Genomic DNA, 13958 nt, shown 5'->3' with positions numbered 1-13958 from the left:
CGCTACATCCCCAGCTTCATGCGGGCGTTGGTCCAGGCGATCTCGCAGTGCCGCAGGGACTCGCCCTTGGCCTGCGCGGCGGTGAACAGCCGGATGATGTGCGTCTCGGTGAGGCAGCCGCACCAGCCGTGCGCGGACAGCACCGCGAGGAACGTCCGGTACACGGTGGCGTGGACCGCGCTGGCGGCCTCGGTGATGCGCTGCTCGGCCATAGCGATGCCGCGTTCCAGGTAGGCGGCCGAGCGGTGGCGACACACCGCATCCCCGGGCCGAGCGGGCACCACAACGGCGGACGGTGCCGGCGCGGCCTCGGGTGCCTCCTTCACGGCGAGCGCGCGCACGGCATCGGGCAGCAGCGCCATGCGTCCGGTGCCGGCGCCGAGCCAGCGGGCGTAGGACCACGCTGACTTGATGTCCACGCCGGGCCGGACTCCGTTGTGTGAGGTCATGGTGCCGAGGTAGATCCAGTGCTCCCCCCGGGTCGTGGTCACAGTCTTGGTGGCGGGGAGGTTCTCGCGGGCCCACCCGATGGCGTCCGCGTCGTCGAGATCCACGACGGTGAGCGCGCCGCCGCCGGGGTGGTAGGCGACGGCCGCAGCCTGCCGCCAGGCTCCGGCCCACGCGGGCGAGGTGAGGATGTCCGGGTCGGTAGTGGCGGCGGCCCAGCCGTGGCAGGGGGCGGGGCACTCGCACGGGCCGGCGGCCTTCATGTGGGGGCGGTCGCCGCATGCCGAGCGGGTGCAGGTGCGGCAGTTCCCGAAGGGTCGCTTGCCCTCCCGTAGCGGCAGGGCGGGCAGGCCCAGTTCGGCGAGCTGAAGCGCGGTACGGAGGTGGGTGGGTAAGGCCGCTCGGGCGTGGTCTCGCGGGATGTCGGTGGAGTGGGTCATGCTGGATGCCTCCAGTTGCTGTCAGCGTGCTGGGATGAGGGCGGCCCCAGGCTTTGGCGAGACGGGGGCCGCCTTCGGCTTGTTAGAACGGGGGTTCGTCGCCCCACGGGTCCGGGTTGTCACGGCGGCGCCGGTGCAGGCGCGGGACGGGGAGGACGACCCAGCGACGGGATTCGTCCCAGCAGTGGCATGGCTCCCACTCGGTGCCGGCGTACTCCCCGGTCTCGTAGTCGCCGTAGTCGTGGTTGTGGCCGCCGTTCCCGTCGCAGTCGGGGCAGTCGGGCCGGGGGGTGTCGGTCAGGACCAGGGCCGGGCGGGGCCAGGTGGTGTGGTGGATGCGGAATCGCACGGTTCTCCTTCAGCGGGCTGGTCAGGGAGGCGTGGGCGCACCCTGGCGGGGTGCGTGTGGAGGGGGTTTCGGGGGCTGACCTGCGGAGCCTCCCTGCCTCCCTGGCCCATCATTTCCGCAGGTCAGATCCAGGGAGGTGGCTGAGGGAGGGGCTCAGGGAGTTCTCCCTGCCTCCCTGACGTGTGTGGGGTCGGCTCCCTCTACTCGGCGGCGGAAGCGGAACCCTCGTCGGGGCGGTTGGTGAGGGCGCGGGTGATGCGGTCGCGGCCGATGACCATGCGGCCGTCGGACTTGTACGGTTCGGCGCCGGTGCCGTCGAGGACGCGCTTGAGGTCGATGAACGACCAGCGCCCGTAGGCCTTGCCGTTCAGCGTGGCGAGCCGCTTGAGGACGTCCTGGGTGAGGACGCGGGTCTCGGTGCCGAGGACGGTGAGGATGTCCGCGAGCGGGTCGTGCTCCTCCGCCGCCGCGACGGTGTGCACGGTGGTGATGCCGTCGCGGAGGGCCTTGGCGCGGTCGGCGACTTCGGCGGCCTGTGCGTCGTCGATGTAGTGCGTCCGTACCGTGATGGATGTCTGGCCGGCGGGGATGGTGATGCCGCCGGAGGCGACGACGAGGGTTCCCTTGTCGAGGTCCTGGCGCAGCAGGTGGGGTGCGGCGCCGCCGTCGACGGCCTTGTCGCCCAGGGCCATGCGGGCCTGGGATTCGGTGCCCAGTACCAGGGAGATGCGGGTGTGGGCGCCTTCGCGGACGAGCTTGGGAAGGTTCTGGTCGGTGGGGTCCTGCGTGCCCTCCCACAGCAGCACGTCCACAGCGCGCCCCTGGTTGTGGATCTTCCGGACGGCCATGAAGTACCGGCTGGTGGCCTTGGATCCGCCGTAGGGGCGCTTGTCGTCGCCGACGGCCGGGCACATGAACGCGACCTGCGCTTCGTCGACGATGCCGATCAGCGGGGTGAACACGGTCCCGGGCGGCATCTGGATGCGGCGTTCCATCTCGGCGACCAGCTCTTCGACCATCTCGGTCGCCTGGATGACGTGCTCGTCGGTCGGGCCCTGGATCAGGGTCGTGGCCAGGCCGTCGAACATGCCCCAGTCGCCCACGCCCTTGAGGTCGGCGATCCGGAACTCCACCGTCTTGTCCAGGGCCAGCCACAAAGCCAGAGCCCTCAGTGCGGCGGTCTTGCCCTGGTTCGAGAGCCCGGTGGCGAGGATGTGGCGCTGGTAGAGGCTCAGGGCGGCAGCGTCGCCGCGCAGGTCCTGGCCCCACGGCGCCTTGCCCGTCTTGTAGTTCGCGGCCGCCTTCTGGTCCGTGACCAGCGGGGAGGGACCGATCGGCTCGTCGAGCGCGCCGGAATCGGCGATCCACAGCCGCACCGTGCGCGCGGCGGCCGGGAGGGTGATGAACACCTCGTGTTCGTGCCGGCCCAGGTTCTCGGCGAGCTTGCGGCGACGCTCCTGGACTTCCTTGGTCGAGACCCCCGAGGGGAGGGTGGCGTCGACCTCTACGCCGCATCCGGCGATCCTGATCGGGCCGAGCATCGCGGCGCCGGCGTCGCCCATCTCCTTGATGGCCTTGCGCATCGGCGCGATACCGAGGTCGCGCAGGGCGGTGACGACGATCGACGGGGTGATCGGCGCGCCGGCGTCGTCGCGCTGCTGCGCGGGAAGGGCCCACTGAGGTGCGGTCTGCCGTTGGCGGCCGACTCCCCACAGGGCGAGTAAGGCGAGCCACGGACCGACCGTGACGGCCGGTCCCCATACGACGGTGGCGACGTGGACGACTGCTCCGATCGCGTCGATGACGGCGGCGATCGGGGCGAGGATCCAGCTCGCGTCCTTGTTGGCTATGGCCAGCACGATCCCCAGCAGGAGCAGCCCACCAACCGTGAGGCCGATCCCGTAGGCGGCGCTCTTCACCGCGTCCTGGGGGGCTTTGAGGAGGTCCATGCGGCGGTGGTGGCGGGCTGCCCGGAAGCGGGTGAGGCGGTCCTCCCACTCCTTGGCCTCCTCGAAGTTCCCCGCGGCTTCAGCCGCCCGGATCATCCGCTCGTATCGGGATCCGGTCCGCCCGTCCCACGCCCGCTTGGCCGTGATCCGGGTCCCGCCGATGACGTACATGCCGTGGCGGGCCACCACCCGCACCGCCGTACGGGTCCGCTCGTGGGTGACGGCCGCACGCAGGCCGCGTGCGGAGCGCTTCCACACCCGCACCGGCCGCACCGCATCCGGGGCGGTGGTGGCCGGGCTGGTCGGGGTGTCGCCGGGGAGTGCGTAGGTGCCGGTGGTGGGGTCCTTGAAGAGGGGGACGACGTTGTCGGTCATGCTGAGAACTCCTGCTCTCGCTGACAAGCGGGTGGGTAGGGCCCGGGGCGGCCTGATTCCTTGGCCGGGAAGGCCGCCCCGGGGCACAGCTACTTCGTCTTGAGGTTCTTGGCCCTGGCCTTGCGGGCGGCCTTCTCGGCCTCCGCCGCGTCGGCGGCCTGCTGCTTCTCGCGCTCGCGGGCGCCGTCGATGATCCGATCGACCTTCTTCTGCAGGTCGCCGAGGTGGACGTGCTCCCCAGCGATACCGCGCTTGGCCATCCGGGCCGTGTACCAGCCGATCTGCGTGATCTCGCGAGCGGTGAACTTCGGGTCCTTCGCCATCACAGAACTCCTCGAATAGCTGGGGATGTCAGGGCTTTGGGGGTCAGCCGCGCTTGCGGCGTGTCTTGCGCGCGTTCTTCACGGCCGCCGCACCTTCCGGGCTGCCGACCGACTTCACGACTGTGTGGACGCCCCAGCCGAGGACCAGGGCGAGGAACGCCAGGAACGCGAAGCTCGCGGCGATGGAGGTCAGAGCGGCCACCAGCAACGGCCCGAAGTACACGCCGGCCGCGACCGCGCCGGCGCCGACCCCTGAGCCGAGCGCGATGCGCTGCACGGTCTTGTCCGGGGCTGCCTGGTGGATGTGCTGGTGCACGACCTGCGGCCCGGCGTACGTGGCGGGCGCGTTCTCGGCGTAGACGTAGGTGCCATCAGGCAGTTGCACGACGCCAGACGGTCGGATGGGTTCGGGCAGGTGGTTCACGGTCATCTCCTGGCTCATCCGGCCACCGCCACGGCAGCGGTGTCCCGCTCCCGCTCAGCCTTCAGCGCCTCACGCACGACCCGGGCCTTCGCCGCAGACGTACGCAGCGCCTTACGGATCCCCTCACCGGTCAACTTCTCGATCGGCCACGACTCCGTCAGGCTCCGCGCCTCCGCCAGCAACTCGACTTCCGTGCGCGTCGGTCGACTCGATCGAGCAGCCTGCGGCACCCGACCAGTCGGCCGACGAGACGGACGGCTCGCCTCGAGCAACGGGGAGTCGGGGAGTCCAAGACCCTTCAGAACGCGCTCACGAGCAGTCGCCGGAGGCGTAGGCGCGGCTGCCGATACCTTGAGCGGTTCGGCCTCGATCAGCTCGACCACCGGCACGGGGGAAGAGCCCGTCTCCGTCCCGGGTGCCGCCTCCTCGACCACCGGTTCACCCAGGTCAGGCATCGACCGATTTACGACGATGTCAGTCGATTCCTGCATGCGCGGCTCGATCGTCGGTCGGTGGTGGAGAACCTTGGCGACGAGGTCGGAGCCGAAGTAGATCGACCCAACCGGCAGCGACGTCGCCAGCAACACGAGCGCCCAGTTCGTGACGTCCCCGTCGGCCAGCCGGGTCCAGCCGATCGACTCGGAGTGCAGCTCGGGCAGCAGCCCATGGACGTAGTTCAGGACCAGCGACGCGAGCGTGTACGCGGCCAGCACCCGCAGGGCGAATCGGCGGGCGTCGCCTGTCAGGGTGAGCGCGGCGACCAGGGCGAGGGCCATCAGGCCGTCGACCACGAACGGGTAGAGCGTCGCCGCCGTCGCGTCCGCGCCGATCGCCTTGGCCACGTCCCGCAGGGCGTTCCAGGAGACCCGGAAGGCCATGGCGACCACGACGACCAGGGCCAGGACGAGCGCGGCTTTCGCCTTGCGGTTCATGCCGCGCCACCGGAGGACGGAAGGTGGGCTGCCCGGTTCTCCAGCGCGGTCCGGGCGGCGAGCACCTGCCGGCGGGCCCGGCGGAGCCGCTGCTCGTCCACCTCGGTGGGCATCCGGTCCAGCGTCATGATCTGCGCATCGAGCAGGTCGCGTTCCGCCAGGATCAGCGGCAGCTCGATCTCGATCGCGTTCAGCTCTGCGTCCGTCGGCTCAAGGCCGTCGGACCACGGGGTAACGAGGTTCTGAAGTGCGGCGATGGACTTCATAGGTCTTGCTCCTTCGAGAGAGGAACGGGCCCGAACAGCGGCTCCCGGCGTTCCAGCGCCGGGGGCCGCGCTGCGTTCGGCGGTGAAGGGGTCAGACGGTGGCGATGATCAGCGCGGCGACCAGCAGCCACACGTGGTGGAAGGACTGGTCGAGGGCGTAGGCCCCGGTGCCGAGGTGAGCCGCCGGGGCACCGGCGGCGGTGACCGGGTGCACCGGGTGGGCCGGCGTTCCGAGACCGTAGAACTCGGCCTTGCCGGTGACCTTGGCGAGCCAGGCGAGCGTGCTGCGGCGATCCGCCCACCAGTGGGTGAGCGCGTCCACGCCCAAACCGGCCAGCAAGCCGGCGGCGGTCAGGTGCAGGTCGAGCAGTAGGGCAACGGGTAGGAGAACCACCAGCTTGGTGATGGTCAGTCCGGCGACGTGGCGGGTGTCGGCCAGGCGGCCGACCCAACCGGGCTTGCCCTTGTCGGCGGCCTGGCAGGAGGACTGCACCCAGTGGTCACCCACGCTGTGAGCGACGTACAGAGCAGCGAAGACAGCAGCGAATGTTGCAGCGTGCACGAGAACTCCAGACGAGAGCAGTCGAAAGCGTCGTGAAACCGGCCGGTGGTCGATCACTCGGGCAGGCCAAACAAGACCCCCGGAGGAGCGGCGTCCTGTCCTAGGACTGTTCGCCACTTAGGTAGACCATGACACTCCAGTCCTAGGACTGTCAATGTCCTAGGACTGTGGGAAACTGGCCATGTCGAGAGGAGTGCCCGGTGGCACCGAAGTGGCGAGAGCTGGCCGACAGGCTGGCCGAGCAGATCAAGAACGGCGACTACACCCCTGGCCAACTACTGCCGCAAATCCGCGACCTCGTCGAGGCGGGTGAAGGCTCCAAGGCAACCGTCCACGCCGCCTACAGGGCCCTTGAGGCCGAAGGGCTCGTCACGTCATCGCGCGGCGTAGGGACGATGGTCCGCCCCCAGACACCCCTCAAGCGCATCGGGATCAGCCGATACGACAAGGCGAAGTGGCGCGACGGGGACGAGGTCGCATTCATCGCGGATCGGGTCGCCTCCGGCCGCACCTACCAGCGCGGGGAGCAGACCCAGTCCGTCAGCCTCATCGAGGCGCCCGCGCCAGTGGCCGACGCACACGGATTGCCTGCGGGCGCGCAGGTGTACGCGCGTGCACGCCTGGTCAAAGAGGGCGAGCAGCCTACGCACACCCTGACCAGCTACTACCGGCCTGAACACGTCGAGGGCACGCGCATCGTGGACCCCACGCCAGGGCCAGCAGGACGCGGCGGCGGCTTCCGGGTCCTGTACGACGCCGGCTACGAGATCGACCACATGAAGGAACGCATCTTCGCTCGCGTCCCAACAGCCGATGAGGTCAAGCTCCTCAAGCTGCCCGCCGGCGAGCCGGTAGTCGAGCTGCACCGTACGACCTTCACCGCAGATGGGACTGTCGTCGAGTTCGCCATTGGGGTGCACGCTGCATCGAGGTTCGCCTGGGAGTATGAGTTCAAGGTCCCCGACTCGGCCGAAGGCGGCGAACAGCAGTGATCTCTGAGCAGGCGTGGGCGGACGCGGAACTCATCTGGGACTTCCACCAGATGCACCACGAGCCGCGCCCCTGCTCAGTCGCGGTCGGTCTCGGCAGCCACGACCTCGGCGTGGCTGACATGACGGTCGAGCTGTACCGGCGGGGCATGGCGCCCTTGATCGTGTTCACGGGCGCCACCAGCCCGACGACCCGCGCCCGGATGCCGCGCGGGGAGGCGGTGCACTATCGCGAGCGAGCGTTGGAGCTGGGGGTCCCGCCTGAGGACGTCCTCGTGGAGCCCAACGCCCGCAACACCGGGGAGAACATCCGACTTACCCGGGCCCTGCTGGAGGACGCCGGACGCCGCATCGAATCCGTACTGCTGATCAGCAAGCCGTACGAGGAGCGGCGCGCGTACGCCACAGCGGGGAAGCTGTGGCCGCAGGTGGAGGTAATCAGCGCGTCCACCCCGATGACGTTTACGGAGTACGTCGATTCCATCGGCGATCCAAAGCTCGTCATCGACATGCTCGTCGGCGCCCTCCAGCGGCTCCAGCTCTACCCGGCTCAGGGCTTCATGATTCAAATGCCGGTGCCAGCCCCCGTGCTCGCCGCCTATCACCGCCTGCGCGACAAGGGCTTCACCAGCAGGCTCGTCGCTGCTCCTGCGCCCTAAGCTGCTGCGCCGAGGGTTGCCCTACTCGATCAAGGCACCCGCCGCGCACAGCGCGGCGAGCGCGCCAGACGGCACGGGTTCGATGGAGGGAGACCCGCGGTACGGCTGACGTACCCGAGCCCACGAAGCCAGCCCTTGACCACGAAGCACCCGAGCCGAGCGAAACCACGACTCCGCCCAGAACCACCAGGCCCAACCCCTGACGCAGGGCCCCAGCGGAACGCGGCGAGCCACCAGGAGCCGAGCAGCGGGATCCCAAAGCCCGACATCACCAGCCGCTCAAAGACATGCCTCCGGCGGGGGCGCTCAGGCTCCGGGATGACCGGGGCCAGCCGTGCGACTGCGGGCCGGTTTGTGGTGGGGGTGGGGAGCTGTCATCCCGTCTGCCGTCGACCCAGGCAAGCCATAGCAGACCAGGCTTCTGGGGCCCAGGTCGTTCGTCCAGCGGGGCGCTCCACCTGGGCCCCAGAAGCCTGCCCCGCTATCACTCCGTGTGGGTCGACGGCAGACGGGATGACAGCAGAGGCCGGCTGGAGAAGGTGGACCCTATGACCGGAATGGCAGGGCTGGCGGCCGATGAAACCTAGCGCTGGAAGGTGTGGGGATGCGTATATGACGCATGCCTTCCTAATGCCGCGACCGACAGGGCCAGAAATAGGCCGATTGCTCCGACAGTAGAATTGTTGGCGATAGTTCCCATGGTCGCGACCTCGCCGCTCACTACCCACGGTGCGACGATTGTCCAGACGCCGACAATGGCTTGCATCCACGCCATGCTGTGTGTGCGGTCGTATGCTGGACTCAGTCCGGTCATTGGTAACACGTATCCGATTCCGAGTACAAGGTTGTTTATGGTGAGCGTGTCGAGATCGTGAAACCCGACAACCCAAGGCGAAACCGCGAGATACAGTCCCGCGATGAGCCCTAGGCATGTCGTTACTTGGAAAACTGGGCTGGTGGTCGCTCGTTCGAACCGTGCTCTCATTTCCAATAGGTCGGGGTGATGCTCGGACACTGTGCCCGGAGAATGCGGAATCCCGTTCGGCATCTGCGCCCTCCTTCGTCGATACGGTATTTCTACCGCAAAAGTGCATTGACCTTCATTACGTACCTGAGGTAACCCTCAATGGCGGCCCAGACCGTAACGGCCTCAGCCGCCGCGAAGGCCAGTATCGTAAGGCATCCCGACAGTGTGGATGCCGAAAATTGGTTAAGGGTTACACGGATGATTAGGGGCGTGGCCGCAAGAGATGCGTTCCCCCAAAATTGGTGATACCTGTACTGCTCGTCAATGAGTGTGCGAAAACCTTCGTGTCGGTTATTGCGGGGAAGGTTCTTGTATAGATTGCCTTGGGGTTTATGATTCTTGCAAATGATCTCCTCGTATACCAGGGCTCGGACTGGGGTAAGGGTAAGCCCGACTGCCAGTGAAGCCATTAGGAGCAATAGAAAGAGGCCGATATTTGAGCCGGAGGTTTTGAACGTCCTGAATGTTTCCGCGGCCTGGTGGTTCCAAAGGCTAAAACCGTAAAGCCCTAGTAGTCCTGGCAGGAAAAAAGCAATCACGAGGCCGAATGTCGTCACGGTGAAGTCTTTGGCTTGCCCCATTCGCGCTCCGCTGTGCCAGCCAGGTTTGACGTTCTCGCACCATCGAGTGCCTATGCGATTCTAAGGCACGGTGAACCGATGAGTCGGAAGCGACATTAATTGTTACTTCCTTTGGGCTACGGTTAGCCCGGTACTTGAACCGTGCGCTGGAGGCAGTACGGGCGACGCGAGCGTCGCCTGAGCTTGATACTCCCCTCCGCCAGGACGACCGCGGGTCTGTGCAGCCCCTGACATCCGTCGCTGACATCAACGGCGGCGGATGTCGTCAGAGCACCCTGCACGGCGGTCGTGGCTGGCTCCTCGGCCGCGAGTGGCGCATCGGGCGGCTGGGGGAGCTTACAAAGCAGATGTCGGCGGTTCGAAACCGTCGGCGCCCACCAGAACGAAGGCCCCCGCCGATCCCGGCGGACTCTGCATCCAAATCTGACATCAACGGGAGCGGCTATCCCGCCCTGCAGGGAGCCGGAGCCGCGAAGGTGCTCTCCCCGTTGAAGACGCGGCGCGCGGCTGTGGTCATTCTCCCGACCGCCTCCAGTCGGGCGCTCCCAGCTTGCTCAACGGCTTCCCGAGATCCCTGAGCCTGACGGTGCGCCACGATGACAGCCAGCTCGTGGTCGAGGCTTCGGCGCGCTTGAGCAGCCGCAAGAGCGACGCCCGCCGGCCCTTCGACGCTGACGATTGCCTCATGCTCGATGACCTCATGCAGAGCTTGTTGCGCACCCTCACGGCGATCTCGGTACTCATCCTCGGTGATGCCCGCCTCGCTCACGCGGACAAGCAGCCCCGCTGTGCGCACAGCAGCGGAAATGAACTTCGCGTACGCCTCCCGCCTCGCTGCGCGGGCCTCAGACTCTCGTTGCGCGGCTTGGGTACCTGCCGCTAGCGCGTGCTGGGTGTTCGCCTGATGGCGTACCCCTCGCACAGCCAACCAGGCGGCAAGGCCGGCAGCCGCAAATGACGAGGCCGAGGGGATGATGGTCTCTACTACTCCACTCACCCTCAGATCACATCAAACCTTGGCCCACCGGTGCAGCCGAACATCAGAATCGGGACTTCCCCGGCCGCCGTGGGGCGGTCGGGGTACAGACCGGCGGCCAACACTCCTACTCCGCCCAGCTCTGCGGCCTATTCGCGGACTGGCGAGGTGGCGGATGTCGCCTCCAAGCCCTTGGCCTCGCTATACGCGTGGCGTACACGGGGCCTCCGGAGTCGTGTGAGCCCGCCGGTGGCGCGCAGCATGACAAGGGATGCGCTTGGGCGGATCGAGCGGAGGAAACGTGCGGGGTTGGCCTGTGCCGCAGCTGGTCCGGTCAGGACCGGCGGGTGGGTGTCTAACTGAGTGACAACCGGGGCGGAGGCTGGCGGACGTCCACGGACGATCACGGACCTTCGCCGCCGGTCAGCACCGTAGAATGGGCAGCTCGCCCCTTGCCCCGGAATGCTTCGGGACGAAGAGGTCGTGGGTTCAAATCCCGCCACCCCGACTTCGTAAGACCAGGTCGAGGGCCTGATCCACTCAGTGGATCAGGCCCTTCCTGCGTCCCCGGAGATCGTTCGGGAGAACCTGGAAGAAAGGCTTGGCCGGCTTTTCCGGGGGTCCGGGCGGTCTTGCCCTTCGTGTCTTCTCCGCACGCCCGCCGGCCTGTTCGGGTGTGCCCGAGCCCGAGGTCCGTGCCCGTGCCCGCTTCCCCTGCACCCATATCCGCGCGGCTGCGTGACGTCCTTCGTCCGACGCCGCCGGTCTGGCTCTCGCCGAAGGTGTTCCGGACCGAGGTCCTCGCCGGCCTGGTCGTCGCGCTGGCACTGATCCCCGAGGCGATCTCGTTCTCGATCATCGCCGGAGTGGATCCGGCGATCGGGCTGTTCGCCTCGTTCACGATGGCCGTGGTGATCTCCGTGGTCGGCGGCCGACCCGCGATGATCTCCGCCGCGACGGGCGCCGTTGCTCTCGTGATCGCCCCGCTGAACCGGGAACACGGGCTCGGCCACCTGGTCGCCGCAGTGATCCTGGCCGGCGTCTTCCAGATCCTGCTCGGCGCACTCGGCGTGGCGAAGCTGATGCGGTTCATCCCGAGGTCGGTGATGGTCGGCTTCGTCAACTCGCTGGCCATCCTGGTCTTCATGGCCCAGGTCCCCGAACTGCTCGGCGTCCCCTGGGCCGTCTACCCGCTGATGGCGGCCGGCCTGGCACTGATGGTGTTCTTCCCGAAGGTGACGAAGACGGTCCCGGCACCGCTCGTGTCCATCGTCATCCTGACCACGGTCACCGTCGCGGCGGGCATCGCCGTCCCGACCGTCGGCGACAAGGGCGCCCTGCCGGCCGCGCTGCCCGCGCCCGGCCTGCCGGACGTACCGCTGACCCTGGAGACGCTGACGCTCATCGCGCCGTACGCGCTGGCCATGGCACTCGTCGGGCTGATGGAGTCGCTGATGACCGCGAAGCTGGTCGACGAGATCACCGACACCCGGTCCTCCAAGACCCGGGAGTCCATCGGCCAGGGCGTCGCGAACATCGTCACCGGTCTCTTCGGCGGCATGGGCGGCTGCGCGATGATCGGCCAGACGATGATCAATGTGAAGGTGTCGGGGGCCCGGACGAGGCTGTCGACCTTTCTCGCCGGCGCCTTCCTGATGGTGCTGTGCATCGCCTTCGGGCCGGTCGTCTCCGAGATCCCGATGGCCGCGCTCGTAGCCGTCATGGTCATGGTCTGCCTCGCGACCTTCGACTGGCACTCCATCGCGCCGAAGACGCTCAAGCGGATGCCCGCCGGTGAGGTCGCCGTCATGGTCGTCACCGTCGTCTGCGTGGTCGTCAGCCACAACCTTGCCGTGGGCGTCGTCGTGGGCTCGCTCTGCGCGACGGTCATCTTCGCCAAGCGCGTCGCGCACCTGGCGAACGTCACCTCCGTGCTCGACCCGGACGGCGGGCAGGTCGTCTACTGCGTCACCGGCGAGCTGTTCTTCGCCTCCTCCAACGACCTGGTCGGGCAGTTCGACTACGCCGGTGACCCGGACAGGGTGGTCATCGACCTCTCGGCCGCCCACATCTGGGACGCCTCCTCCGTGGCCGCGCTTGACGCGATCGAACACCGGTACGCCCAGCGCGGCAAGAGCGTGGAGATCACCGGACTGAACGGCCCCAGCGCCCGCCTGCACGGAACGCTCAGCGGCGAACTCTCCGCGGGGCAGTGACCCCGGACCCGCCGGCGAGGAGGGTGAGGGTGGTGGGGCGGGGGAGGATGCGGGTCGCCGCGGCGAAGAGGGTGTTCGCGCGGCCGGGGACGACGGTGGGGCGGCGGCGTCGGCGCAGGGCCGTGAGGGCGGTGGCGACGACCGCCTCGGGCGGCTGGACCAGTACGGCCGGGGTGTCGGCGTGCAGGCCGGGGCGGGTGGCCGTCGGTCCGGGGCACAGGGCCATCACGTAGATCCCGCGCGGCCTTTGCTCGTACCAGAGCGCTTCGGAGAAGGAGGCGACGAAGGCCTTGGTCGCGCTGTAGACGGCCTGGCCGGGTCGGGGGGCGAAGGCCAGCGTGGAGGCGACGTTGATCAGGGCGGCGCCGGGACCGGCGGTGGCGAGGAAGGCGTGGGCGAGGGTGACGACCGCCTCGCAGTTCAGGCGGAGTGCGGGCAGGGCCTGGTCGAGGGGGGTGTCGGCGAAGGGGCCGGGGCCGGCGAGGCCGGCGTTGTTGATCAGGAGCTCGTACGGGGCGGCCGTCAGCGCGTCCGCCACGGTGCGCACCCCTTCGGGGGTGGCGAGGTCGGCGACGAGGTAGGCGTGTTCGCCGCCGGGTCCGCCGGGGCCGAGTTCGGTCATGAGGGCGCGTAGATGGCGCTCGGTGCGGGCGACGGCGGTCACGGTGCGGCCCTCGGCGGCCAGCGCGCGGGCGAAGGCGCGGCCGATGCCCTCCGTGGCGCCGGTGATCAGGGCGGTCACTTCTCCGCCTTGGGGGCCGTGGCGGGCGAGTAGAGGAAGGAGAAGCGCTCCATCACGTTGCGGCGCTGCGTGTTGTGGAAGGCTGCGATGCGCCAGGCGCCGTCGGTGTCGCGGACCAGGGTGTACGTCTGGACCTTGGACAGCTCGGCGAGGCCGGGCTTGGAGCCCGTGTAGTCGTCGCCGCGGCCGGTCAGGATGGCGGCGTCCTTCCCGAGGAAGCGCAGGTCGAGGTAGCTCGCGGCGAGCTTGCTGCCCTTGACGAAGTCCTCGAAGAGGGCGCGGTGGCCTTCGGTGATGTCGGCGCGGCCCTCGTAGTGGCTGCCGACGTAGGTGGTGTAGGTGCCGTCCTCGGTGAACTGGCGGCCGTACGCGTCCGCGTCGCCGCGGGCCCAGGCGTCGGTGAGGGCGTCGAGGGTGGCGCAGACGGCCTCGCCGTCGGCGCGGTCCGCGCCCGCCGGGATCACGTCGGCGCAGTTCTCGGTGCCGGTGCGCCGGATGCCGGAGGTGGTGTCGAGGTAGAGGTACGCGCCGACGGCGCCGAGTGCGAGCACGGCGGCGGTGGCGAGGGCGGCGCGCTTGACGGTCTTCTTGTTCACAGGAGTGCCTCTCGATCGGCGGAACGGACGGATGACGGCAGCCGCCGCGTTGACTACACTGGCGCAACAACTGCATGCATGCATTATCTGCACGTGTGCAGATAA

14 protein-coding genes are annotated in these 13958 nt (G+C 68.5%); 3 read left to right on the top strand and 11 right to left on the bottom strand.

From position 1 onward, the window contains the following. Positions 1 to 2: 2 nt before the first annotated feature. The 8 genes from IF88_RS0109750 to IF88_RS0109715 all read right to left on the bottom strand — a co-directional run bounded on the left by IF88_RS0109750 (position 3) and on the right by IF88_RS0109715 (position 6067). Positions 3 to 887 carry a DNA primase gene (locus IF88_RS0109750; RefSeq protein ID WP_030709346.1) on the bottom strand — a complete coding sequence of 295 codons (885 nt, stop codon included), beginning with the start codon at positions 885 to 887 and terminating at the stop codon, positions 3 to 5. Between the two features lie 82 nt (positions 888 to 969). Beyond that, a complete protein-coding gene (locus IF88_RS0109745; RefSeq protein WP_030709340.1) occupies positions 970 to 1236 on the bottom strand; it encodes a hypothetical protein in 267 nt (88 codons plus the stop codon). Between the two features lie 200 nt (positions 1237 to 1436). Then, the gene (locus IF88_RS0109740; RefSeq protein WP_030709337.1) at positions 1437 to 3560 is read right to left on the bottom strand and encodes an FtsK/SpoIIIE domain-containing protein; all 2124 of its coding nucleotides are present in this window, start codon (positions 3558 to 3560) and stop codon (positions 1437 to 1439) included. 89 nt (positions 3561 to 3649) lie between these two features. After that, positions 3650 to 3883, bottom strand: a complete 234-nt coding sequence (locus tag IF88_RS0109735; RefSeq protein ID WP_030709335.1) for a DUF6257 family protein — start codon at positions 3881 to 3883, stop codon at positions 3650 to 3652. Between the two features lie 43 nt (positions 3884 to 3926). Next, positions 3927 to 4307 (bottom strand): DUF6251 family protein, encoded by a 381-nt coding sequence (locus IF88_RS0109730; protein WP_030709333.1) that lies wholly within the window; start codon positions 4305 to 4307, stop codon positions 3927 to 3929. A gap of 14 nt (positions 4308 to 4321) precedes the next feature. Then, positions 4322 to 5239: a DUF2637 domain-containing protein gene (locus IF88_RS0109725; protein WP_030709331.1), complete on the bottom strand. Its 918-nt coding sequence runs from the start codon at positions 5237 to 5239 to the stop codon at positions 4322 to 4324. Further along, positions 5236 to 5505: a DUF6284 family protein gene (locus tag IF88_RS0109720; RefSeq protein WP_030709329.1), complete on the bottom strand. Its 270-nt coding sequence runs from the start codon at positions 5503 to 5505 to the stop codon at positions 5236 to 5238. The genes IF88_RS0109725 and IF88_RS0109720 overlap by 4 nt, the downstream gene beginning before the upstream one ends. 91 nt (positions 5506 to 5596) lie before the next feature. Next, on the bottom strand, positions 5597 to 6067 hold the full coding sequence (locus IF88_RS0109715) for a DUF3307 domain-containing protein (protein WP_030709327.1): 471 nt from the start codon (positions 6065 to 6067) through the stop codon (positions 5597 to 5599). A 200-nt stretch (positions 6068 to 6267) separates the two neighbouring features. Here IF88_RS0109715 and IF88_RS0109710 point away from each other — a divergent pair, with 200 nt between their 5' ends. Next, positions 6268 to 7059: a GntR family transcriptional regulator gene (locus IF88_RS0109710; RefSeq protein ID WP_030709324.1), complete on the top strand. Its 792-nt coding sequence runs from the start codon at positions 6268 to 6270 to the stop codon at positions 7057 to 7059. Next, positions 7056 to 7715, top strand: coding sequence for a YdcF family protein (locus IF88_RS0109705; protein ID WP_030709323.1), 660 nt, complete (start codon positions 7056 to 7058; stop codon positions 7713 to 7715). Before IF88_RS0109710 ends, IF88_RS0109705 begins: the two co-directional genes overlap by 4 nt. 583 nt (positions 7716 to 8298) lie before the next feature. Here the strand turns inward: IF88_RS0109705 and IF88_RS43330 are convergent. Further along, a complete protein-coding gene (locus tag IF88_RS43330; RefSeq protein WP_234323476.1) occupies positions 8299 to 8700 on the bottom strand; it encodes an SPW repeat protein in 402 nt (133 codons plus the stop codon). 2300 nt (positions 8701 to 11000) lie between these two features. On the opposite strand from IF88_RS43330, the gene IF88_RS0109695 reads away from it, so the two are divergent. After that, positions 11001 to 12515, top strand: a complete 1515-nt coding sequence (locus IF88_RS0109695) for a SulP family inorganic anion transporter (protein WP_030709321.1) — start codon at positions 11001 to 11003, stop codon at positions 12513 to 12515. Here the strand turns inward: IF88_RS0109695 and IF88_RS0109690 are convergent. Beyond that, positions 12487 to 13257: an SDR family NAD(P)-dependent oxidoreductase gene (locus IF88_RS0109690; RefSeq protein ID WP_030709320.1), complete on the bottom strand. Its 771-nt coding sequence runs from the start codon at positions 13255 to 13257 to the stop codon at positions 12487 to 12489. The genes IF88_RS0109695 and IF88_RS0109690 overlap by 29 nt on opposite strands. Next, positions 13254 to 13853 (bottom strand): SgcJ/EcaC family oxidoreductase, encoded by a 600-nt coding sequence (locus IF88_RS0109685; protein WP_234323468.1) that lies wholly within the window; start codon positions 13851 to 13853, stop codon positions 13254 to 13256. Before IF88_RS0109685 ends, IF88_RS0109690 begins: the two co-directional genes overlap by 4 nt. Positions 13854 to 13958 lie beyond the last annotated feature (105 nt).

Origin of the sequence: Streptomyces sp. NRRL F-2580 (assembly GCF_000720115.1) — a bacterium.
Taxonomy (GTDB): Bacteria; Actinomycetota; Actinomycetes; order Streptomycetales; family Streptomycetaceae; genus Streptomyces.
This window is presented reverse-complemented; position numbering and strand designations above follow the sequence as displayed.